14 protein-coding genes are annotated in these 22,978 nt (G+C 43.7%); 5 read left to right on the top strand and 9 right to left on the bottom strand.

Features of this window, described 5'->3' with window-relative positions:
• Positions 1-61 precede the first annotated feature (61 nt).
• The 4 genes from DQW11_RS05965 to DQW11_RS05985 form a co-directional block, all read right to left on the bottom strand.
• Positions 62-934 carry a glycerophosphodiester phosphodiesterase gene (locus tag DQW11_RS05965; protein ID WP_113923041.1) on the bottom strand — a complete coding sequence of 291 codons (873 nt, stop codon included), beginning with the start codon at positions 932-934 and terminating at the stop codon, positions 62-64.
• A gap of 165 nt (positions 935-1,099) precedes the next feature.
• A complete protein-coding gene (gene rimO, locus DQW11_RS05970) occupies positions 1,100-2,410 on the bottom strand; it encodes a 30S ribosomal protein S12 methylthiotransferase RimO (protein WP_113923042.1) in 1,311 nt (436 codons plus the stop codon).
• Between the two features lie 198 nt (positions 2,411-2,608).
• Positions 2,609-3,700, bottom strand: coding sequence for a hypothetical protein (locus DQW11_RS05980; protein WP_113923044.1), 1,092 nt, complete (start codon positions 3,698-3,700; stop codon positions 2,609-2,611).
• 505 nt (positions 3,701-4,205) lie between these two features.
• On the bottom strand, positions 4,206-4,757 hold the full coding sequence (locus DQW11_RS05985; protein WP_113923045.1) for a helix-turn-helix domain-containing protein: 552 nt from the start codon (positions 4,755-4,757) through the stop codon (positions 4,206-4,208).
• A 298-nt stretch (positions 4,758-5,055) separates the two neighbouring features.
• On the opposite strand from DQW11_RS05985, the gene DQW11_RS05990 reads away from it, so the two are divergent.
• The 3 genes from DQW11_RS05990 to DQW11_RS06005 all read left to right on the top strand — a co-directional run bounded on the left by DQW11_RS05990 (position 5,056) and on the right by DQW11_RS06005 (position 8,849).
• Positions 5,056-7,062 (top strand): alpha-ketoacid dehydrogenase subunit alpha/beta, encoded by a 2,007-nt coding sequence (locus DQW11_RS05990; RefSeq protein WP_113923046.1) that lies wholly within the window; start codon positions 5,056-5,058, stop codon positions 7,060-7,062.
• 423 nt (positions 7,063-7,485) lie between these two features.
• The gene (locus DQW11_RS06000; protein ID WP_113923048.1) at positions 7,486-8,100 is read left to right on the top strand and encodes a Uma2 family endonuclease; all 615 of its coding nucleotides are present in this window, start codon (positions 7,486-7,488) and stop codon (positions 8,098-8,100) included.
• A 56-nt stretch (positions 8,101-8,156) separates the two neighbouring features.
• Positions 8,157-8,849, top strand: coding sequence for a hypothetical protein (locus tag DQW11_RS06005; RefSeq protein ID WP_113923049.1), 693 nt, complete (start codon positions 8,157-8,159; stop codon positions 8,847-8,849).
• A 92-nt stretch (positions 8,850-8,941) separates the two neighbouring features.
• Here the strand turns inward: DQW11_RS06005 and DQW11_RS06010 are convergent, their stop codons facing one another.
• The 5 genes from DQW11_RS06010 to DQW11_RS06030 form a co-directional block, all read right to left on the bottom strand.
• Positions 8,942-10,135 carry a DUF4221 family protein gene (locus tag DQW11_RS06010; protein ID WP_113923050.1) on the bottom strand — a complete coding sequence of 398 codons (1,194 nt, stop codon included), beginning with the start codon at positions 10,133-10,135 and terminating at the stop codon, positions 8,942-8,944.
• A gap of 130 nt (positions 10,136-10,265) precedes the next feature.
• The gene (locus tag DQW11_RS06015; protein ID WP_113923051.1) at positions 10,266-13,367 is read right to left on the bottom strand and encodes an efflux RND transporter permease subunit; all 3,102 of its coding nucleotides are present in this window, start codon (positions 13,365-13,367) and stop codon (positions 10,266-10,268) included.
• Between the two features lie 247 nt (positions 13,368-13,614).
• The gene (locus DQW11_RS06020) at positions 13,615-16,644 is read right to left on the bottom strand and encodes an efflux RND transporter permease subunit (protein ID WP_113923052.1); all 3,030 of its coding nucleotides are present in this window, start codon (positions 16,642-16,644) and stop codon (positions 13,615-13,617) included.
• A gap of 5 nt (positions 16,645-16,649) precedes the next feature.
• Positions 16,650-17,717 carry an efflux RND transporter periplasmic adaptor subunit gene (locus DQW11_RS06025; RefSeq protein WP_113923053.1) on the bottom strand — a complete coding sequence of 356 codons (1,068 nt, stop codon included), beginning with the start codon at positions 17,715-17,717 and terminating at the stop codon, positions 16,650-16,652.
• A gap of 177 nt (positions 17,718-17,894) precedes the next feature.
• Positions 17,895-18,431 (bottom strand): septal ring lytic transglycosylase RlpA family protein, encoded by a 537-nt coding sequence (locus tag DQW11_RS06030; protein WP_232826685.1) that lies wholly within the window; start codon positions 18,429-18,431, stop codon positions 17,895-17,897.
• A gap of 170 nt (positions 18,432-18,601) precedes the next feature.
• Here DQW11_RS06030 and DQW11_RS06035 point away from each other — a divergent pair, with 170 nt between their 5' ends.
• Both DQW11_RS06035 and DQW11_RS06040 read left to right on the top strand, forming a co-directional pair.
• Entirely contained in the window at positions 18,602-19,822 is a 1,221-nt protein-coding gene (locus tag DQW11_RS06035; RefSeq protein ID WP_198669848.1) for a metallophosphoesterase family protein, read from the top strand.
• Positions 19,823-19,881: 59 nt separating this feature from the next.
• On the top strand, positions 19,882-22,914 hold the full coding sequence (locus DQW11_RS06040; protein WP_113923055.1) for an SbcC/MukB-like Walker B domain-containing protein: 3,033 nt from the start codon (positions 19,882-19,884) through the stop codon (positions 22,912-22,914).
• The last annotated feature ends 64 nt before the right edge of the window (positions 22,915-22,978 follow it).

The following is a 22,978-nucleotide window of genomic DNA, read 5'->3' on the forward strand; positions in this document are numbered from 1 at the left end:
CAAACAACATTTGTCGGGAGTAAGACAACAGAAAAAATTGAATTCAGGATAATTTTCTTTTTTACCTTTTTGGGGCAAGATTCGGGTAATCGGTAATGATTCCATCCACTCCCATTTCCAATAACCGTTCCATCTGATCGGTGGTGTTGACAGTCCAAGGAATGATTTTCATTCCTTTTTGATGGAGTTGGTCTACCGTCTCTTTGGTCAAAGCAATAAAATAAGGAGAATAAATCTGAGGCTGAAATCCCAACTCAGCAAGCTGTTCGGAGGGTTTGGCTGCCGTTTCGACCAACATGGCCAAAGTCACCTTGGGATAAGCCTGATGCATGTATTGCAAAACACGGAAATCAAAGGATTGAATATTTACCCTGTTCCAATCAAGTTTTCCGTCAATTACTTGATACACCATATCAGAAAATTCCTTTGGAGCAGGATGGTAAGTACCGTCACCCTCCGGGCCGCTTTTGATCTCGATATTGTAATTTGGCTTGGGTAATCCCATATCTGCCACATATTTTTCGACAACATCAATCAGATCCGAGAGTTTGGGTTTGCTGACATGAAACTTAACCTGCTTTGGGAATCCCAAATGGAATTTGCTACCACAGTCGTATTTCACTACCTCAGAAAAGTCCATCTGATAGATATTGTGAGATTTATCTCCTGCCGCAATCTCTTTTCCGTCTGAAGTCAGGCAGATCACAGGGTTCATATAAGGTTCGTGGGAGACAATTACAATCCCGTCTTTGGTTACTGCCAAGTCCAATTCCAATGTGGTTGCGCCCAGATCCAAAGCTTTGATCATGGCCGGAATGGTATTTTCAGGCATTAATCCCCTTGCGCCGCGGTGGCCTTGGAGGTCATAGGTAAATTGGGCCGAGGCAGACATGATCAAAAGGAAAAAAAAGAGTGTGGAAAAGATGGTTTTCATTGGGTTCTATTTTTGACTAATTTACCACAGATTTTAAATTTGATGAGGATTTTGGGATTAATGTTTCATTAATTAACGGATGGAAATGAATCCAAATAACCACAAAAGGCACAAAAGATTGATTTCTTCTGTGCCTTTTGTGGTAAAAACAGTTTGCTCAAAACTTTAGATCACATCCCCATACAAATCAAATTCAGTGGCGTCGTTGACACGGACATTGACAAAATCCCCAACTCTGCAATAATGCTTGGCCGCATCGATCAGGACTTCATTGTCCACCTCGATGGAGTCAAATTCTGTCCTTCCGACGAAGTATCCGTTTTCTTTTTTGTCCACCAACACTTTATATTCTTTGCCTATTTTGGCCTGATTGAGGTCAAAGGAAATCTGCTCCTGTATCTCCATAAGGTGGTTTGCCCTTGCCTGCTTCACTTCCTGTGGAATGATATCCTCCATCGTGTGGGCGTGGGTATTTTCTTCATGGGAATAAGTAAATACGCCCAAACGCTCAAATTTCATTCTTTCGACAAAATCCACCATCTCCTGAAACTCGGGTTCGCCCTCTCCCGGATGCCCGGCAATCAGGGTTGTCCTGATCGCAATTTCCGGGATGATGTCACGGATAGAATGGATCAATTCCTCCTGCTTTTCCCGGGTTGTGCCCCGTCTCATGGTCTTCAATACCGACGTAGAACCATGCTGAAGGGGGATATCGAGGTAATTACAGATATTGGATCGCTCCTTCATCACTTCGATTACATCCATCGGAAAACCGGTAGGATAGGCATAATGCAGCCTGATCCATTCGATTCCTTCCACATCAGAAAGGTTTCTGAGCAGGTCTGCAAGGTTTCTCTTTTTGTATAAATCCAAACCGTAATAGGTCGAATCCTGTGCAATCAGCAAAAGCTCTTTGGTTCCGTTGGCGGCTTTGTGTTGGGCTTCCTTCACCAATTCCTCGATAGGTCTTGAAATATGGCCTCCTCGCATCAGCGGAATGGCACAAAATGAACAAGGCCTGTCGCAGCCTTCGGAGATTTTCATGTAAGCATAATGGGCATTGTGCGTCAGCAGCCTCTCCCCTACAAGTTCATGCTTGTAATCCGCTTTGAATTTTTTGAGCAAAGCAGGAAGGTCTCTTGTCCCGAAATAGGCATCCACCTGCGGAATTTCCTTTTCGAGGTCGTCTTTGTACCGCTGAGAGAGGCAACCGGTCACATAAACTTTGTCCACCAATCCCTTTTCTTTGGCATCCACATATTGTAGAATCGTATCAATGGATTCCTGCTTGGCATTGTCTATAAAGCCACAGGTATTGATGATGACGATGTTGTTGTCCTGATTTTCGGATTCGTGGAATGCATTGATCCCGTTTCCTCTCAATTGTGTCAAAAGCACCTCGGAATCAACCAGATTCTTGGAGCATCCCATGGTGATGATATTGACTTTGTCTTTTTTTAATGTTCTCGCTTTCACGCTTTTCCTGCTTTGGCTGCAAAGGTAGGGAAATTTGAGGTTTTAAGATTGGAAGATTGAAAAATTGGAAGATTGGAAGTTGGGAAGATTGGAAGGTTGGAAGGTTTCTCCCTTTTTATTCCAATTTATTTCAACCCTATTTCCATTTTATTTCAACCGTATTTCCACTTTATTTCAATTTTTTGTCTTTCTCTTATTTCAATACCCCGTAATCTCCTTCATTAACTTAAAAAATCCCTTTTTCCGCTCTGAATTGGTTCCCCAATCAACCGGTACACTCTGATATCCCTGCTCAAAGCCCTCATCTTTCATGCGATAATCAAACAGCCCCCATGATGCGTAGGCTGAGACGGCAGCTTTGAAGTTATTCCGATCTTTGTCAAAATCAAAATGATCGTCTTCGTTAAAAATTATTGGCATTTTTTGATATCCTTCCACTTCTTTGGTCTGTTTAACCATTTCAACAATCCTATCCGGGTTGCTTACCCCATTGCCATGGAGCAATATAAAATCAGAGACTTTGACCACATTGGTTTTGGGAATCACTCCTCCTCCATAACTTGTACTCACATAAAACCTATGCCCATTTTTTTCTATATTCTTAGCCAACGCTATCAATTCATGAACTCTTTCAGGCTTTAAAATATCGTGGTCATAAGCATTGACATCACATTCATTGTTTATTTCGATCAACACATTCCTGTATCCACCATCCTGTAACCAATCTGTCGCGTTTTGAACTGCCGCAATCACAGCCTTTTCGTCCGCTAATCTTTGGTCCTGTCCAAAATAAAAATATCCGACAATCGGAACCATCCCTAATTCATCGGCTTTATCAAGGATTCTTTTCAACCGCCCCATATAATCTTTCCTCAATTCGCCCTTCTCGGTAAAAGCCGAATTATACCAAGGCTGACTTTGGGAATATCCAAACGGGCTTCCACCCTGTAAATTGATGGTGAAAGAAAGCAGTCCATGATTTCGCCATTCCTCCATATTGGCTATAAATTCATCTGTGTTTCTTTCAGGATCCCATTTTCCCGAATCCGGGTATTCCCAGTTAAATACAGTCTCAGGATTTAAGTCATCAAAAATCCCCTGTACCATCCTGGAATTCATCAATAATCCTTCAATCTTTTGGCCGTTCCAAACTCTATTTTGATAAGTTGGCTTGCCATTGATGTAAAACTGATCTCCCTTGATTTCGACTGTGGTTTTTCTTTCTTCCTGATCAAAATCATTGCTGAAAATCAAACTCAGGAGAATTATTAAAATTTTAGAAAGTACCATAGGTTCCGATTATTTATCCAAAGGTGTTCTTTAGCAAGTCATTAAGTTAAAAGATTATGTCTGAAAATTATTGAAATCGGCAATTTTGATTTGAAAGGCCATTAACGGGATCCCTTATGTTACTTAAATATTAATTTTTGAGGATTAATTTGGGTTTAAATTAAAGTATCCTTAACGGCTGATTTCCTTTTGGGGAAAGGTTTATTTCTACTTTTGAAGTCGTACAGCAAACGAAAATTTTTTCATTAACCTTGCATTACTTTTAGGCGTCGATGTGAATCGACGCCTTTGCTGTTTTTAGGGGGATTGAAAAATTTCAAAATTGGAAGATTGGAAAATAAAGGGTTTTAAGGTTAAAAAGTTGAAAGATTCTAAAGTTCCTTCCAAAGGTCATGTTTTTAAGGGATGGACAATGGATAACTTCCAACTCCCACTTCCCCCTTCCATCACCTTCCACCTCTCTCCCTCCTACTTCTGCCTTCCATACTTCCTACTTCCCACCTCCCTACTTCTTACCTCCATCCCTCCTCAATTTCCTATACTCACTCGGTGTCATGCCCGTGATTTTTTTGAATTGGGAAGAAAGGTGCTGCACGGAACTGTAATCCAGTTTATACGCCATTTCACTCAAGGTGAGCTCTTCATAAAAAAGCCACTCCTTCACTTTTTCGATTTTGAGGCTGATAAAATATTTTTCAATTGCAATTCCTTCCATACTGCTAAAAAGGTGACTCAGCATGCTATAATCTTCCGGGATATGGGAATTGATATAGGTGGAAATATTTAAACCCGAAGGTATTTCCTCCTTTTGAAACAACAGGGTAAACAGGTTTTTGACCTTTTCTATGCGCTGCACATCCCTGTCTTTCAAGATTTCAAAGCCGAGTTTTTCAATTTCGGTTTCAAAGATCCCGTAGGCTACTTCATCCATTTGGGTATTTAACCTTACTTTCCCAAGTTCCACCCTTTCAAACCCGATTTTTTGTTGGTTCAGGACATTTTCAACAGCCATGATACAGCGTGGACAAACCATATTTTTGATCAGGATATCTACCATAAATATTTCCTCCTTTGCTTATTGAATGAAAGATTTGGATTTAAGTAAACATAACCCAATTTGGTACAAGATAAGTTCTGTCCAAACCTTGGGGAGAAAGCTAAATTCAACTAATTTGGCATCAAATTAAATAGATATACGCTTCTTTGCCAGTTACCTAATAATCTACTTCAGTCGGGTCGGAAGACCGAAGTCGGAAGACCGATGTTCCGGACATTTCAGTGTCCAACATTAAATTATTTTGGATTAACGCTTTCACTGGCATCATTGCGTCCATACATATTAAATCATAAACCCTATGCCCAATCCAAGCACCGAAGCGCAAGCAATGATTTTTGATAGAAAAGAGTATTCTGACAAGACTTTATTGGGTCTATATGAATCCCTGTTGATGCCGAGAAGGATTGAAGAAAAAATGCTCATCCTTCTCCGTCAGGGTAAAATCTCCAAGTGGTTTAGCGGTTGGGGACAAGAAGCCATCTCCATCGGCGCAGTCAATGCCCTGCAGGAAGATGAATATATCCTGCCGATGCACCGTAACCTTGGGATATTTACCGGTAGAAATCTTCCTTTGGAAAAACTTTTTGCACAGTTTCAGGGTAAAAAATCGGGCTATACCAAAGGCCGAGACCGTTCCTTTCACTTTGGTACCAACGATCACCATATCGTCGGGATGATTTCCCACCTCGGTCCACAGATGGCCATTGCGGACGGCATCGGTTTGGCACATAAACTTTCAAAAGAAAACAAGGTCAGCTTGGTTTTTACCGGTGATGGCGCAAGTTCAGAAGGGGATTTTCACGAAGGGCTCAATGTGGCCGCAGTATGGAAACTCCCGGTAATCTTTGTCGTCGAGCACAACGGGTACGGACTTTCTACGCCAAGTGATGAACAGTTTGCTTTCAAATATTTTACTGAAAAAGGCCCGGGTTATGGTATGGAGGCTGTTCGAGTGGATGGAAACAATGTTTTGGCAGTCTATGATACTGTCAAAAAATTAGCAGAAGATATCAGGCAAAACCCAAGACCGATCCTATTGGAAGCAATTACCTTCCGGATGCGTGGACATGAAGAAGCTTCAGGAACCAAGTACGTTCCCAAGGAACTTATGGAAACATGGGCGCTCAAAGACCCGGTGGACAATTACGAGAGGTATTTGGAGGAATCAGGAGTATTGAATCCTGAAGCCAAAGAAAAAATCAACAAAAAAATCAAGGCTGCGATCAATAAAGGATTGGATATTGCCTTTGCCGAAGAAGCCATTAGCGCAGATACTACAGAGGAAATGGCGGATATCTACGCGCCATTTCAACAAGAAGTAATCACTCCAAAATCAGATCAGAAAACCGAAAAACGCTTCTTGGATGCCATCGCCGACGGCCTCCGCCAATCCATGGAAAAGTATCCAAACCTCATCCTCATGGGTCAGGACATCGGAACTTATGGTGGGGCATTTAAGATTACGGATGGTTTCAAAAACAGATTCGGCGCCGACCGTGTACGCAATACCCCGCTCTGCGAAAGTGCCATCATCGGTGCTGCCCTTGGTTTATCCATCAAAGGTTATAAGTCAATGGTGGAGATGCAGTTTGCGGATTTTGTGTCCGTGGGATTCAACCAAATCGTGAACAACTTGGCTAAAATCCATTACCGATGGGGACAAAATGCCGATGTTGTCGTCCGCATGCCAACCGGTGCCGGAGTCGCCGCAGGACCTTTCCATTCCCAATCCAACGAGGCCTGGTTTTTCCACACTCCCGGACTGAAAATCGTCTACCCCTCAAATCCATACGATGCCAAGGGATTGCTGAATGCGGCTTTTGAAGACCCAAATCCATACATGTACTTTGAGCATAAGGCACTTTACCGTTCCATCTCTGAATCCATTCCCGATGACTATTATACCGTCGAAGTTGGCAAAGCCAACTTGGTACAGGAAGGGGAGACGCTCAGTATCATCACCTACGGCATGGGTGTTCATTGGGCAAAAACAGCGGTGAAAGAATTGGGTGTTTCGGCAGACATCTTGGATTTGCGGACTTTACTTCCTTGGGACAAAGAGGCGGTGGAAAAAACGGTCAAAAAAACCGGAAAAGTAATTTTCCTTCAGGAAGATTGCCTCACAGGAGGAATAGGTTCGGAGATAGTGGCCTGGATTTCAGAAAACTGCTTTGAATTCCTTGACGCCCCTGTAATGCGGGAAGGAAGCATGGATACACCGGTTCCTTTTGCCCCAAGTCTGGAAAAGAATTTTCTGCCGGTGGGGAGGTTTAAAGAGAAATTGAGGAAGCTGATGGAGTATTGAGGGATTGAAAAATTGAAAGATTTGAAGGTTTTAATATTATTAAGTTTCAAGGTTGTGTTGTCGTGACGTCATCCTGAAACCGAGGTACAAAGTATGAAGGATCTATAAAATAAAAGAGACTCTTAGCTTCACCACCAATGACAGAAATGGAATTTCCCCCTTCGACAAGCTCAGGGATCGAAGATTCTGTGTTTGGAGGGTGAGGAGGGAAAAGCGGCTACGCCGCTTTTCCCTCCTCACCCTCTCGCGAGAACAACCTCGGTGGCCGAGCTTGCCGAGGCCGAAATAAGATAGTTTCAATGTCATTCCTTTTCTGAAAGTTTTTTTTGAAAATGTTTGAAACTCAGATTGACGAACCAAAAAGACCATTCTTACAGCTTTCATCAAAATCAATTTCACCAAGTTTTTCATTAAATTAGAATTATGAAAACCGAAGAAACCGAAAACAAAGTCAGCGAACCCTCTACAGAATATGGCAAGTATTCCTATGCGGATTACCTGACTTGGCAAATGGATGAAATGGTGGAAATCATCAAAGGAAAAGTTTTTAAATCTGCTGCAGCAGCTGCTCCTAGAAGAATTCACCAAAAAGTCTCTCTTAAGATTTCAAGTTCTCTCTATCAATTCCTTCAAGGCAAACCCTGTGAAGTATATACTGCTCCCTTTGATGTAAGGCTTCCTGTCAAGTCAAAAAGAAACGAAGATATCTTTACCGTCGTGCAGCCCGATATCTGCGTGGTCTGCGACCGCAGCAAATTGGATGATGCAGGCTGTATCGGTGCGCCGGACTTGATTATCGAGATCCTTTCCCCCGGTTCCAACCGAAAAGAACTCAAGTACAAATATGAAGTCTATGAAGAAAGTGGTGTGAAGGAATATTGGGTGATCCAACCTACCGAACAGACGCTGTTGATTTATACGCTGACTACAGGAAAATACGTCCCCTCCAGACTTTTTTCACCCGGAGATATTGTAAGTTCAGCTTGTATTGAAGGATTCAGTTTGGATTTGGAAGAGGTTTTCCAAGACTTGGATTGAAACAAATTTCTAAAACTGCATTAGGTTCTTTCCGTATTAATTCCAAAAACACTCGAATGACTCGGATAATCTTTCTAGCTATCTTCCTTTTGTCTGCATCTGTTTCCCATGCTCAATATTTCTCAACAGGTTTTCAGGCCAATCTTGGTGTACCTGTGGGTGATTTGAGGGAAATAATGGATGGATCTGTTTTTCCTGAATATACCATATCTTTTTATTACCGGTTTCCCATGAAGCCCATTGAGGTGGGATTTGGACTTGGATACGGAAAGCATGGCACAGAACTCGAAAAAAGAACCGACCTATATCCGGGATTTACCGACGAACTGAGACTGAGACGAAACAATAACCTGATGACTTTTATGGGGATATTCAGGTATAATTTTGAAAGTGAAAAGCGGATCATCCCATTTTTGGAAGCGCAGGTCGGCGCCAATTATTTCTATACCCGATATAAAATCCGAGAGTTTCAGTTTGAAGAACCGATAGAAGAAGGGATGGATTTCAGTGATTGGGTATTGGGTTACAGGTTTGGAGGTGGATTCAAAGTCCCCTTCAAAAACAGGGAAATGGGGCATTTCGAATTCAAAGTCCTGTACCACGACAGCGGGCCGGTGGATTTTCTAAGAAAACAGGATACAGAATACCTTCCCGACCAGGGCGAGGGGGAGTTTGTCTATACGCCGCAGCGGTCAGCCATTACCATGATCCAACCCGGAATAGGGTTTATTTTTACGATTGGCAACTGAAAATGCAATGGCACAGGATTTGTTTCGTTAAAATAGAATCTAAACCAACTGTATATATATCCTAAAAAACCGACGGGAAACTGCCGGTTTTTTTATTCCTTGATTTTTACTTTGTAGAAAATATTGTAATCCCGTTCTTCCTCCGGATTGGCGTTATCATTGACATAAAGGATTCCTTTTCCGTCCAAAAATTCCAATCCTCCATGAACAGGAAACTCATCAATGATCCCGATCTGCTTTCCGTCTTTGACCACAATATGGTAGTATTTCATATACTTTTTCATCGCTTCCTTGAACTCCGGCAATTGGTAATATTCTTCCGACTTGGCACGGAGTTCGGTCATAACAGATAGTGGGACTTTGGTACTGAAGGAAACAATCAGGTATTCGCCGGCAAATAGGACATTGGTAAATTTGGGATATTCAGAGTCGGGATTTTCTGCCTCTACGTCAAAGAGAGGTGCTGATTCAGGTCTGAGAGGGTGGGAAAGTTTGATATCGGCCGTCAAGACAGGTTTGCCCTCCTGAAATTCATAAATGAACACCTGATTGCCGACCAAAGGCAGCAATGCATATTTTTTCTTGGAATCATGTAGCGCCACAAAGGGAAGGTCAGGTCCTACAAACCGATTGTTCAGTCTTGGTTCCCACGACTCAGGGAAAGATTCCAGGATTTCATTCTCTTCAGTTCCAAGGTTGTAGCGATAGATGCTGCTGATTTTGGTAAAATAATCCGTCCCTAAGGTTTTGTAATCCGACTCCTCATTGGAAAAAAAATTCGGTTCTTCCCCTATCATCATGTCCTGACCGTTTTCGACATATGGGTGGAAAGTAGTCCTGTTAGAGTAGATGGCGATCGTCCACATTTCTGTCGCATTGCTGGCTATTTTTTGGATCTGATTCCCTTGCAGGTCATAGATAAAATACCCTGTAAATGCGCCTTGAGCCACAAATCGGTCTTTGTCCAAGAATTTATAGCCAAAAGCACCGTTTCCTCCGGTACCATTTGGGCCTTCTCCTTTCAGGTCAAACTTATTGAGAATTTCACCCTTCTCGTTGACCAAAAACGGATTTTGTGATTTGGAATCAAACAGGATATACATACCCGCCTCCTGTGAATAATCCTGAAGACGGAGCGGAACAAGTTCATCCACCATCAGAGAATCCACCACTTCCAATTCCAGTTGCTTGAGAGGATTATCTGCCACGGTTTCATCCTTTGAATTGCAATAAGAAAAGACGAGAAGTGAAAAAAGGAATAAAATAGAATTGGGTTTGAGATTCATAACAAGGAAGGGATTTTGGGTTTGTACAAAATGAGTATCAATATTTATTAGTGCCGGGAGGATAGATTTATATGACAGAACCTATTCAAAGTTTACAAAAAACTCTTGGCGCCTTGGCGGGAAATCAAAATTATCCTTTCTTCCTCCACAAAAACACAGGCAAAGCCACAAAGACTCCTATAATACTGAACACCAATCCGCCGATGGTGCCGATGGCTAGGGAGAACCAGAAAACTTCATTTTGCCCCTCTATGATAAATGGGATCAAGCCAAAGCAGGTGGATAGAATGGTCAGCATGATGGGAACTGCTTTACCGGCCACGGCTTTCAGAATATTCCTATTGTAAAGCCCAATGGACCGGTTGTTCAGGTCATTGACAATAAATATCGCCGCATTGACCGCCAAGCCACCGAGCATCACAAAAGCCGCATAACCTCCCTGATCAAAGTAAAAATCAAAGAGCGAGAATATCAGAAAGAGTCCTATAAATGAAAACGGAATGATAATGATGATGAAAAAAGGCTGCTTGAGGTTCTCAAAAAGAACCGCACATATAAAGAAAATCCCCACCACCAACACCAAAATCAAGCTATACTGTCTTTTTGCTTTGTTCCAATCCCAACTCCAAGTTTCCTTTTCTGCGGTATAGCCGATGGGCATATTGGCTTTCATTTCGGTCAGAACTTCGTCCAGATATTCATTGCCAAACTTGTGCGAACCCATGTACTCAAAAGCCACCAAACGGATATATTGCCGGTCCTCTTTGTGCAGGGCGTTGGTGGTGGTTTCTTTGGTAAGTGTACCAAAGTTCCTGACTTTAAAAACCTGATCTTCCCCTCCGATCAGGCTATTCTCTTCCAGGTCAAATTTCGAATAATTAGCAGATTCCTTTTCCCTGACCACTACAGCGTAGTTTTTATCCTCCAAAGCGAGGTACGCCGAAGGACCGGATGGACGGGAGACGTTGTTGAGTGCATTGATGACTTGGTATTGGTTTGCATTGCCAAGGGCCATTTTGCTTTGGTCGAGTCGGAGTACATATTCTTCGGTTTTCTGTTCATCCCAACCCAAGCGTTCGTTGGTATTCACAGTTTGGATCCTTTTGTGTCGGAGGAGCTTTTCAGCCAACAACGCCGATTGCCTTTCAAGCTCGTCGTAGTTGTAGCCTTTCAATGTCACCCTATATTGGGGGATTCCATCACCACTCGAACCTGTATAAAACCCCTGTCCTACTCCGTAAATCTGCCAACTCGCCCCCGACCAATCGGTGGACTTGACCGACAGCCGGCCTTTGAGTTGGTAAGGCAAAGCCGATTTTTCGTAAGCTTCTTTGAAAGTGATTTCGATTTGAGAGTATTGCCCCGATTGGATAAAAGTCACAAACTGATCAATGCCCTCCACCCCTTGGAGAAATTTCTCAAATTCCCGCATGATAAAATCCATCTGCTCCAAGGTATTGCCAAATGGCAACTGGGCAGTAATGTAAAGCCTTGTCTTTTCCGCTTGGCGATAGGATGATTTTTCAAAAACCCCACGCACAAACAAACGCAGCGAACCCCCAAGTGCCTTGTCCACATATGGCCGGATTTCTTCCTGATACAATGTCGAACCAACGGTTTTGTTGTACCATTCCTGACCCTCCCATTTGGCGGGAAGGAAGAAAACGGGTAACCCAAAAAGCAGCAAAAGGAATACAATGAATGTCTTTCTGTAATGGGCTATAAATCCGATACTCCTGTTGAAAACACCGAAAGCCCGGACCCTTTTTCGGAGTTGGGCAACGCTGAGTACCCTTCCCTTTTCTGCCTGATTGCCAAAAAGAAGATCATACATCGCCGGGGTGAAAACAAGTGCCACCAAAAGTGATACAGCCAACATCACAGTAACGACAATGGAAAATTCCGTGAGGTTTTTCCTGTCATCTTCAGGAAGGAAAAACACAATCAACAAAGCAACAATTGTTGTCAAAGAAGCTCCCAATAATGCTACAAACACCTTTCGGTTTTTGTGCTTGTGCATGTGGTCGATCATGATGATGGCATTGTCCACTATCAACCCAAAAGATATCGTCAGCCCAGCCAAGGAATACAAATGAATGTCCACTTTCATCAAATAGAGGATAATGGCGGTAATACTCAGGTTGACAATGATGCCCAAAAATAGGATACTGAGGTACCTGAGATTCCTATTGATCAGGAAAATGAATAAAATCAATATCAGAATGGACAATCCCGAACGCTCATAAATTTTATTCAATTCTTTTTCAAGAAACTCCGTGTCGTCATTTTCAAGCCTTACTTCAAATCCTGCCGGCAACAAAGATTTGGTGCTTTCAATGGCGGCCTTGATGTTTTTGGCAAGAAGGACTTTGTTGACCCCGTCGCGGTTGATGATGGACAGCGTGACCGAATTGTTTCCATTGATCCGGTAAAAGGAATTGGGTTCGGCTTCCTCCAAAGTCAAACTCGCCAGATCTTTCAGGTAAATCTCTTTTCCTTCTTTGGTGGTGACAAGGAGGTTTTCGAGTTGGCTGATGTCCTGCAGCGAGCGGTCAACCTGAATAAAAAGTGTCTCTCCCCTGTTATTGACGAGTGAACCAGGAAATGATCTTCCAAAAGAACCTGCAATGACAGATTCAATATCTGATTTGGAAAGTTTGAATGCCTGCAATTTTTTGATGTCATAGGTGACAAAAAGCTGCAGGTCATTTGCTCCACGGACGGTAATTTCCTCTATTTCGGCAAACCTATTGAGGGAGGATTTGATGACATCTTCAGCGATTTTTTTGATCTCAAAAGAAGCAAAAGGACCGTTGACAGAATAGGTTAAAATCGGGGTTTTAAGGTCGGACCTGCGCTCGGCAGTTTGGGTGACCAAGGGATAAGAGACCTTCTGATCCAAACCTGGATAAACTTGCCGGATGATGGAGGAGACTTCAAATTTTTTGAATTCCATATCCGTCTCTTTGTCAAAGCGCAGGGTGATTGATCCCCTGTCGTAATTGGATACAGAATTGATCTTTTTGAGATCTGCCAATTGGGAAAGAGCTCCTTCCAAAGGAGAAGTGGCCAGCTTTTCGACCAGATCCGGAGAAGACCTCGGCACCCCAAAACTCACCGTCAATACCGGTTCACGCTCCCGTGGATTCAGGTCCACAGAAAGCCTCGGCACCAGGGCAAAGCCGATGATGGCAAGAACGATGAACGATATGATGATGCGGAAGGGAGTCAATTTTTATGTTTTAGATTTGAGATGTGAGATGTGAGATTTGAGACAATAGAAACGAGAAGCGAGACTTTCAAGGGTTTAAGACAATCATAAAAAGAGTCGTTTTTTTTCTGAGTTTGTTAGAGTATTTGAAAATCTCATGAATTTTGTTTCAATAGTTATCATGAACTCAAGCTTTTTAAATTCTAAGTTCCCTATTGTTAATTCTTCATTCATAATTTTCAATTCACCAAGTCTCATGTCTCAAATCTCACTTCTCACGTCTACTTATAAACCAATAAGCCAAAGGCACGAAATACAGCGCAGTAAAGGTTCCGATGGTCAGACCGCCGATGACAGAATACACCAAAGGCCGCTGCAGGTCCGAACCCAAACCGCTTGAGAAAACCACTGGCAAAAGGGCCAATATGGTCGTAATCGAAGTCATTAGAATTGGCTTCAATCTTGTTTGCCCGGCTTCATAGATCGCCTTTTCCAAGGCTTCCACCGCAGGCAGTTGAGTACTGTACCTTTCTTTTAATCTATTGATGGTATCTATTTTCAGGATGGCATCATTGACCATAATTCCCAACATGACAACCAAGCCAATGGCTGACATGACATTGAGGGAAGTTCCGGTAAGAAAGAGGATGATAAACGCCCCCCCGATCCCCAAAGGCAAAGTAGAGATGATGATTATTGGCTGAATAAAACTTTCAAATTGTGCGGCTAGGATAAAGTAAAGGAGCAAAACTGAAATCAAAAGGATACCGACCAATTCTCTGATCCGCTCCTGATCTTTGAAGTACTGCCCAAAAAACGACACGCCAAGATTCTTATCCGCTGCCCAATTGATGATCTCGGCATTGTAGGCCGTTGGATTTTTTGAATCAAGTATCACCGATTGGAACAGACCACCCTTGTCCGCAGTGACAAATTTGTAATGGTTTTCATAATCAAAACTGATGAAATTGCTCAGTGCGTATTCATTCCCGTCTTTTCCCCGAAGGAAATTATTGTTGAGAATCTGCTCAAAATTGGTCTTGTCGGCCTTGAGTTTGATCGGGGTGATTTCCCCAAACCGCTTGATGTCGGTAATCGGATACACCCCAAAAAGCTGCTTCACCTGCTCTTGTAAGTCCCGGGGACTGATGCCATAGAGCGCAAGTTTGCCGCCATCCAACCTGAATATCACCGAAGCTTCTTTCTGTAATCCCGGTCCGCGGCTGAATTCCTGTACAGGAAATGCTGACAGCCATTCATCCATCCTGCCTTCCTCGATTGGTTTTTTGGTCGCCAGGTCTTTCCACCTCACTTCGTAAAAGGGAATGTTGGAAGCAAACAACTGATCAAAAGCATTTGGAGCATCCGAGACGGCAATTTGGGCATTGGGATAATTACCCGATACCAATTCCTGCAACTTCTGCATCTGATCGGTTTTGGCTTCTTGGGATTCAAATAGGAAATAGAGGTTGGCTTCCTGCAGGGAACTTTCCCCATCAAAAAGCAAAAACTGCCGCACCCCAAGGTCTGTCTCCGACTTCAGGTAAGCGCCTTTCATGGCTTCCAAGATGGACAAAACACGGTCTTTGTTTTGCTCCACACCGATCGGTTCGTTCCAGTCGATGGCTACGACGGCGTCAAACTTCTGTATCGGTGGCAGGCCTTCGACTTGGAGCAGGTAGCCCAATGCCAAACCTGCAGGGATCAATAGAATGAAAATCCAAAAGCTGAGTTTTTTATTGCTAAAAACCCTATTGAACAGGCTTTTATAGCCTTTTAAAATGATCTTGAAAAACCTGCTATCATCTTCTCTTTCTTCCTTTACAACTCTATTTCTAAAGAAAAAAAGATAAAGCATCGGTATAAAAATAAAGGCAACCAATAAAGAAACCCCCAAAATAGCGGAAACTGAAACCGCCTGATCCATAAACAATGCCCCTGAAACTCCACTTAAAAAAACCAATGGGATAAAAACTGCCAAAGTGGTCAGCACCGAACTGACCAAAGCTGACATCACTTCATTGACCCCCTGCACACAGGCTTCGAAAATCGGCAATCCCTCCTTCCTATTCAGGGTAATGCTATCCATGACGATGATCGCATTGTCAATCAACATCCCCAATCCCAATGCAAGGCCTGAAAGAGAAATGACATTGATCGAAATCTCAAAAAAGTAAAATACCAGAAAACTGATCAGCAATGAAGTCGGCAAAGAAATCCCGATGAAAACCGGCATCCTCCAATCCCCCATGAATAAAAATAACACTGCAAAAGCAAAAATACCCCCAAACAGCAAACTCGTCTGCAGGTTGCTGATACCGGCATTCAGCAAGACAGATTGGTCTTGAGTAAGCTCAAAATCCACTTGGTTGTAATCTGCTTTGAACAAATCTATAGCCTCATATACCTTGGGAAGAAGTTCGTTCATCTTGGCGGAAGCCTGCTTGTGCACCGTGATGACCAATCCCTCTTTTTCGCCAAAAAGGTGGTGTCCCAAAACCTCGTTCGTCTCGTATTGCACCGTGGCCACCCTAGCCAAATCTACGGTAACTCCCTTTTCGGAAGTAACGGGCAGCTTCATGATGTCGTCGGGAGAATCCACCCTTGTCGCCAACCGCAAGTAATACCTGAACTGACCGTCCTCCACACTGATGCCGGGAAGTTCTTCATTGCCAAATTGGATGGCATTGATCACATTGTCTTCCGTCATGCCAAGGGCACCGAGGGCAGCTTTATCCGTCGTGACGGTGATGATGCGCTCCTTTTTGCCATTGATATCGACCAGGGAAACCCCTTCCAACTGTTCGATCCTTTTCTTCAGGACATTTTCGGTCAACTGACTGATTTCTGTAAAGTCAAATCCAGGTTTGGGAATGACCTGCACCCGGACGACAGGAATGTCATTGGTATTGATCCGGATCACTTGGGGACGCGCAAGGTCCGAAGGAAGACTGTTGGTAAGCCGGTCGATCTTCTCATTGACGTCGATGTAGGCCAGTTCCATCTTGGTACCATAATCAAAAGTCAGTCGGATCGTGCCTGTTTCGCTTCCGGCTTTGCTTTCGACATCTTCCAGCCCATTGAGTGTCATCAGGCCTTCCCGGATCGGGGAAAGCACATTTTGCTCTATGGCCTCAGGAGAAGCATTGGGATAGTTGACCTTGATGACAATCTGTGGGACATCGATCGGAGGCAAAAGTGAAATCGGAAGCGTCCTGAACACGATGACCGAAAAGACCATCAAGGCCAAAAAAACCATCAACACAGCTATGGGTCTTGCCAATAAAAACCTTACCATAGCGCTTAGTCTTTGAGGATTTGTACAGGTGCCTGATGTGCAAGCTGCAGGTTGTTGGAAGTGATGACGGTCATGCCGGATTCAATGCCGCTGAGGATTTCGACTTCCTGTCCGTTGTCCTTGCCGACTTCGACATAGTTCCATTTGGATTCCTCTTTCTCTATGGTAAAAACCACGGGCCTGCCGGAACGGTAGACCAAAGCCTGCTTGGGTACGACGATGCTGTTGTTTTGTGGGGCGCGGATGATGGCCCGGGCGTTCATCCCCGGAAGCAATCCTTTGCCTCCGTTGATCAGGATATTGACTTGGACGAGTCCGTTTTCATCCACTTTGGGATTGATACTCCTGACCGAACCGCTGATGCCTTCCCCGCCGCCGACAGGAAGGATTTCGGCTTTTTGGCCTAGGGAAATAAGGTTGATGTCGGATTCCAGGACTTTCACTTTGAGTTCGAGCGCAGCCGTATTGATGACTTCGAGCATTTCGTCGCCTGACTTGACGAGGCTTCCACGCTTGGACTTCAGGTCAGCAATGCGACCCGAAATCGGGGATTTGATCACCGTCTTGTCCAGGTCAATCTGTGCTTCCTTGACGGCGATTTCAGCAGAAAAAAGCCCGCTCTTGGCCTTAAGCTGCTCCTGTACCTGCGCAATCCTGTCGGCATCGCCGCTGTTCATGATGCTTTCGAAGCTCAGGATTTCGGACTGGAAGTTAGCCTTGGCATTTTTGAGTTCGATATTGGCTTTTTCAAGGGTCAGCAGACTCTCGGTCTGATCGAGGCGGGCGAGGATTTTGCCTTTTTCGACAAAGTCACCTTCCTTCACGGTAAGTTCTATGAGGTATCCCGGCCGCTCGGCGATGATTTTGACCTGCTCTGCGGCTTCGATTTTGCCGGAGGCATTGATCAGGTAATCAAAGGTCCGCTTCTCGGCTTTGGCTATCCGGACAGGAGTAGCAGCCACTTCACCGCGGAAAGCCTCCAATGGCTGATCCTGACTTTCGGCTTTTTCTTCCTTGCAGGAAACGCACACTATCAAGACAAGGGCAAATAAAAATACAGGAACACGACGCATATTACTTGTGGTTATTGAATAGGATTACAATAAACTAAGTTATTAAACAAATTCAAAAGGGATGATGTTAAAAAGTTTGAAAAACTACATTTGGATTAATTGAAAAAGCTTATTGAAAAATTTTATGAATTTGGTTTAGATTAAATGTATTCTTAAAAAATTGATTGTACGAAACACTTAAATCGAAACTTCCACCTTCTCAGCAAGGTCGATCTCAAATCCTATCATACACAGGTCCATTTTGTCAAATAGGATCGGTTCTTCATAGATCCTCAGCCTGATATCTTCCGGCTTGTTGCCCTGATAATGACTCATCAATAAGTTCACGGTGGCCTGATCAGGTACTTCGATTTTTACTTTGGCAAGGCCATCTTTGACCATGTCGATTTCTGTGGCGGCGGCGCGAGATAAGTCGATGATTCTTTTGGAATTTTGTGGAAGGCGGTCATTAACCCTTACCCAAACCACTTTGTCGTTTTTGAGGTTGGTCACCTTCAGCATGGTGCCAAAGGGAAGGTTTTTGTGGGCAGCAGTCATTCGCTCCATATCAAAAATCTCTCCGCTTGCGGTCTTTCTTAAGTGGAATTTGCGACCATAATAACTTGCGACGCCTTCCTGAATCTTCAGCGAATCGCCTACATCAGCCTTAGGACCGCCTGCCAAAAGCGGCATCGGACCCATCAGCATCAGCAAAACGAATAGGATGTTTTTCATTTTCATTAGCTCGCATTTTACAATTAATGTGCCAATTGTCGTCAAAGACATAATTTCCATTTGGAATGGAAAAACTAAGCGTCTATTTTTATCAAAAATAGAAAGGCTAATTTAGCATAAATTTTCAAAATGCCTAAGCCCACAAATTTCTAAAAAAAACCGATTTGAACATGATCAAAATACTCCATACAGCGGATTGGCATTTGGGAAAAAGACTCCAGGAATTTTCCAGATTGGAAGAGCAAAAGCTCGTCTTGGAAGAAATCATCCAGATCGCCGACCGGGAAGAAGTGGATTTGGTCCTGCTTGCAGGAGATATTTTTGACACGTTCAATCCCAACCATGAGGCTGTGGAGCTCCTTTACAAAACCCTCAAAAAACTCTCCAAAGACGGCCAAAGACCTGTTATCGCCATCTCCGGCAACCATGACAGTACGCAGTTTGTCGAAGCACCGGATCCATTGGCGAGAGAAATGGGCATCTTTTTCTACAGCAGGTACGACAGTGTCATTCCCGTAGGAAAATTAGACAATGGCATCGAAGTTACCCGAAGCGAATCAGGTTTTGTAGAAATCCTTCTCCCAAAATACAGTTTCCCCATCAGGGTTATCCTTGCTCCCTATGCCAATGAAGTGCTTCTCAAAACCTACTTGGGAGAGGGAGACAGGGAAGCGGAGTTTAGGGAAGTTTTGGCCAATAAATGGGGAAAAATTGCAGACAATTACTGCGATGACAAAGGAGTAAATCTCTTTATGGGTCATTTCTTTTTTATGAAAGAATGTGGTCCTGTCGAACCCGAACCGGAATCCGAGCGGCCCATCCTCCATGTCGGTGGCACGCAGGCGCTTTTTACCCACAATATCCCAAACCAGATCCAATATGCCGCTTTGGGCCATCTGCACCGCTACCATGCCGTGGGCAAAAATCCCTTTCCGGTGGTCTATTCAAGTTCTCCCCTCGCCTACTCCTTCAGCGAAGCCGACCAACAAAAACAGGTCATTATCATTGAAGCTGAACCGGGAACAGCCGTCAGTTACAAGGCTGTGGGTTTGGAAAAAGGAAGGCCGCTGTACAGAAAAACCTTTGATGATCTTGCTGCGACGCTGCAATGGTTAGAGCAAAACCCTTATTGTTTTGTTGAAATTACCTTTGTTACAGAGCATTCCATAGATGCCGCTACCCGCAAAGCCATCATGAAGGCCCACGACGGGATTGTCAGCCTGATTCCCCAAATCAAAAATCCCAAAGGACAGGAAAGCCTCAGCCTGAAAGTCGAAGACCTCGGAAAGGACATGGTCACGCTCTTTAACATGTATTACAAAAGTGAAAAAGGTCAGGAACCCAATCTGGAACTGATCGGGATTTTTAAAGAAGTCATCAGCCAAGAATAGTCCAACCCACCAAGGGTTCAGAACCCTTGGAGGATTTTATAAACCAACCAAAAACGCCCATGATCCCGGTAAAACTCGAAATAGAAGGCCTTTATTCCTACAAAGAGAAACAGACAGTAGAGTTTGAACAACTCACCGGAGCGGGTCTTTTTGGGATCTTTGGTGCTGTGGGAAGCGGGAAATCTTCCATTTTGGAAGCCATTCTCTTGGCGTTGTATGGCAGCACCGAGCGGCTTTCTGACCGGGGAGAAAAGAACAGCATGCTCAACCTACAGAGCGAAACACTGTTGATCAATTTTGAATTCCGATCAGGGAAAAACAATTCCAAAAACTACCTTGCCCGCTATGCTGCCAAAAGAAATCCCAAAAACTTTGAAGAGATCCGGCCGGCCGAGCATACATTTTATGAAAAAGACGGTGAAAACCTGATTCCGATTACCCAAGCCGGGGAAGAAATCGTCGGGATGAAAAAAGAGCATTTCAAGCAGACTGTCATCATTCCTCAGGGCAAATTCAGGGAATTCATCGACCTGACTCCCGGACCGAGGGCTGAGATGATGAAGGAGCTTTTTGGTTTGGAAAGATTCGATCTTTCCCAAAAAACCGGAAGCCTGCTCAAAGCCGTCAGAGAAGAAAAAATCAGGTTGGAAACCCAACTTTTGGCTTTGGCTGAATATTCTCCCGAGGCATTGAAGGACAAAGAAAATCTGCGCTCTGAAAAAACCATTTTACTCGAAATGGAAGAAAAAACCTTCCAGACCTTAGAAGCCGAATCTAAAAAACGGGAAGCACTCCAAGCTAAAAACCTGCAATTGATAGAACGACAGAAGGAATGGAATAATCTGGAAATCCAAAGACCTGAAATAGAGACCAAAAAAGCCATTTGGAAGGATTTTCTCAAAGCCAAAACTTACCTGAAGCCTGTTTGGGAACAAACCAAAGAAGCCAAAATCGAATTGGAAAAATACCGGGTCAGCGTCATAAACTGCTCGGATTTCAAAAAAAGGTATGAAACAGAAGTAGCTGATCTGGTAAAACAGGAAGCAGAACTCAAAATAAAAGCGGACGACCGCCCAAATAGAGAAGCGAAAATCCGTGACCTCAAAAAGGTGATCGAAATCCAAGGACTATTGACGGGTTTGAAGGATGCCGAAAAACAGGTGGAAACACTCAGCCCGAATATCGAAAGCCTTAAAAAATCCCAAAAGGAAATCGAAAATGCGATCAAAGAAAAAGAATTCAAAATCGAAGGCATACAAGTTCCGAATACAGACGAAATCTCAAACCTGAAAAGCGCCACAAAAGATTGGACCAACCTGGAAAACCAATTGGCAAAGTTGACAGAAGACTTCAATTTGCTCAGGCAGACGGCAACAAACTTGGATACAGCCATTTTAGAGATCAAAAAACAGATTCCATCAGGGTTTGACAGCTTTGGAAGTTGGATTGAAAACCAAAAAAAGCAAATCCAAAACCTTGAAACCGATAAGGAGAAACTACTCAGCAAAAAAGGGCTTGCCGCCCATGTCCATCTTTTGCAGGACGGGGAAGCATGTCCGCTTTGCGGTGCCACCGAGCATCCTGACCCGATCACAGCAAGTCAGGAAGAAAGTGAATGGAATGGGATTTCCAGTCAAATAGAAGAGGCAAAAGCGCTTATGGAAAAAACCGTAAACCTATCACAAAAGCTCTCCGAGCAACAAATCCGTCAGGAAAATCACCGGCAAAACATTGGAGCCAAGGAAAAAGAACTTGCCGACTCCAAGCTACAATTGACTTCCCTAACGGACAGTCTGAAGTCAAAAAACATCCTTTCCAAAGAGATTCTGTCCAAGTTGATCGGAGATACCGATTTGGCTTTGAAGCACAAAGACCAACTCGCACAGGAAGTCAAAGATTTGAGAAAAAGCCAAGAGGAAGGGAAACTCCTTTTGGAAAAAGAAGAACAGCAACTCCGCGCCGCCGAACAAAAGCAGGTGGCCTTGCACAGTACCGTTGCCGCCAAAAAGGACGAAATCAAAGACCCGATATTCACCAAACCGTTTTTTGAAAAATCTACTGATTACATAGAAAATACCATTTTTACAGTAGAAAAGGACATCGAAAAAACAATCCAAGACCTGGACGGCAAGCGGAAAGTCCTTCAGGAAACCCGGGCGAAGCAATCCACCAACCTGGCAAATCTCAAGAATTTTGAAGATTTGGTAGAGAAGACCATTGTCAAAATTGTCGAGTTGGAAAGCCAATATGAAGCCCTGAAAAAGACACATGGATTTGAAAGTGAATCCGATCTTCAGGCCTTGTATCACCATTCCTTGGATGCCGACAAAACCGATGCGGAGATCCGCCAATATGAAGACCGGAGATTGCTAGTCCAAAATAATCTGGACAAACTCAAAGCGGAAGACGGTGTCTTGGACTTCAACCAAGATGTATTTGAGCGCCTTTTGGGGGATTTGAAGGAGAAAAAATCAGGCTTGGAAGGATTCAGAAAAGAACTGACTTTATTGATTCAGGACATCGAAGACAGCAAAACCAAGCTGAACAGAAAACAAGAATTGGCAAAAGAATTCAGCATTTTGGAAAACAGGGAATCCAACCTGAGGGAATTGGACAACCTGTTCCGGGGCAGCGGATTTGTCAAGTATGTGAGTACGATTTACCTCAAAGAACTCTGCAATACCGCCAACCTGCGGTTTATGAAGCTCACCAAAAACAGCCTCAGCTTGGAGATCGACGACAACAACACATTTTGGGTGGTCGATTACCTCAATGGAGGCAAGAAGCGATTACTCAAGACCCTTTCCGGAGGGCAGACTTTTCAGGCTTCATTATGTCTTGCTTTGGCTTTGGCAGAAAAAGTCAAATCACTCAATCAGGCCGATCAGAGTTTCTTTTTCTTGGATGAAGGTTTTGGGGCTTTGGATAGAAATGCCCTGCGTGTAGTATTCGAAACACTCAAGTCACTCCGACACGAAAACCGGATAGTCGGTATCATTTCCCATGTGGAAGAACTCCAACAGGAAATCGGCGTCTATGCCAAGATTGAACTCGATCCCGAAAAAGGAAGTCAGGTGGGGTATTCTTTTTGAGATTTGAGACGTGAGACGTGAGACGAGAATTGTGAGACATGAGATTTGAGATTTGAGACGTGAG

This window comes from Cognataquiflexum aquatile (assembly GCF_003316845.1).
Classification (GTDB): domain Bacteria; phylum Bacteroidota; class Bacteroidia; order Cytophagales; family Cyclobacteriaceae; genus Cognataquiflexum; species Cognataquiflexum aquatile.

Bases quoted from the DNA above. Each gene is read 5' to 3' on its own strand.
- DQW11_RS05965 (WP_113923041.1), bottom strand. From the start codon at position 934: ATGAAAACCATCTTTTCCACACTCTTTTTTTTCCTTTTGATCATGTCT.
- DQW11_RS05980 (WP_113923044.1), bottom strand. From the start codon at position 3,700: ATGGTACTTTCTAAAATTTTAATAATTCTCCTGAGTTTGATTTTCAGC.
- DQW11_RS05985 (WP_113923045.1), bottom strand. From the start codon at position 4,757: ATGGTAGATATCCTGATCAAAAATATGGTTTGTCCACGCTGTATCATG.
- DQW11_RS05990 (WP_113923046.1), top strand. From the start codon at position 5,056: ATGCCCAATCCAAGCACCGAAGCGCAAGCAATGATTTTTGATAGAAAA.
- DQW11_RS06000 (WP_113923048.1), top strand. From the start codon at position 7,486: ATGAAAACCGAAGAAACCGAAAACAAAGTCAGCGAACCCTCTACAGAA.
- DQW11_RS06005 (WP_113923049.1), top strand. From the start codon at position 8,157: ATGACTCGGATAATCTTTCTAGCTATCTTCCTTTTGTCTGCATCTGTT.
- DQW11_RS06010 (WP_113923050.1), bottom strand. From the start codon at position 10,135: ATGAATCTCAAACCCAATTCTATTTTATTCCTTTTTTCACTTCTCGTC.
- DQW11_RS06020 (WP_113923052.1), bottom strand. From the start codon at position 16,644: ATGGTAAGGTTTTTATTGGCAAGACCCATAGCTGTGTTGATGGTTTTT.
- DQW11_RS06025 (WP_113923053.1), bottom strand. From the start codon at position 17,717: ATGCGTCGTGTTCCTGTATTTTTATTTGCCCTTGTCTTGATAGTGTGC.
- DQW11_RS06030 (WP_232826685.1), bottom strand. From the start codon at position 18,431: ATGAAAAACATCCTATTCGTTTTGCTGATGCTGATGGGTCCGATGCCG.
- DQW11_RS06035 (WP_198669848.1), top strand. From the start codon at position 18,602: ATGATCAAAATACTCCATACAGCGGATTGGCATTTGGGAAAAAGACTC.
- DQW11_RS06040 (WP_113923055.1), top strand. From the start codon at position 19,882: ATGATCCCGGTAAAACTCGAAATAGAAGGCCTTTATTCCTACAAAGAG.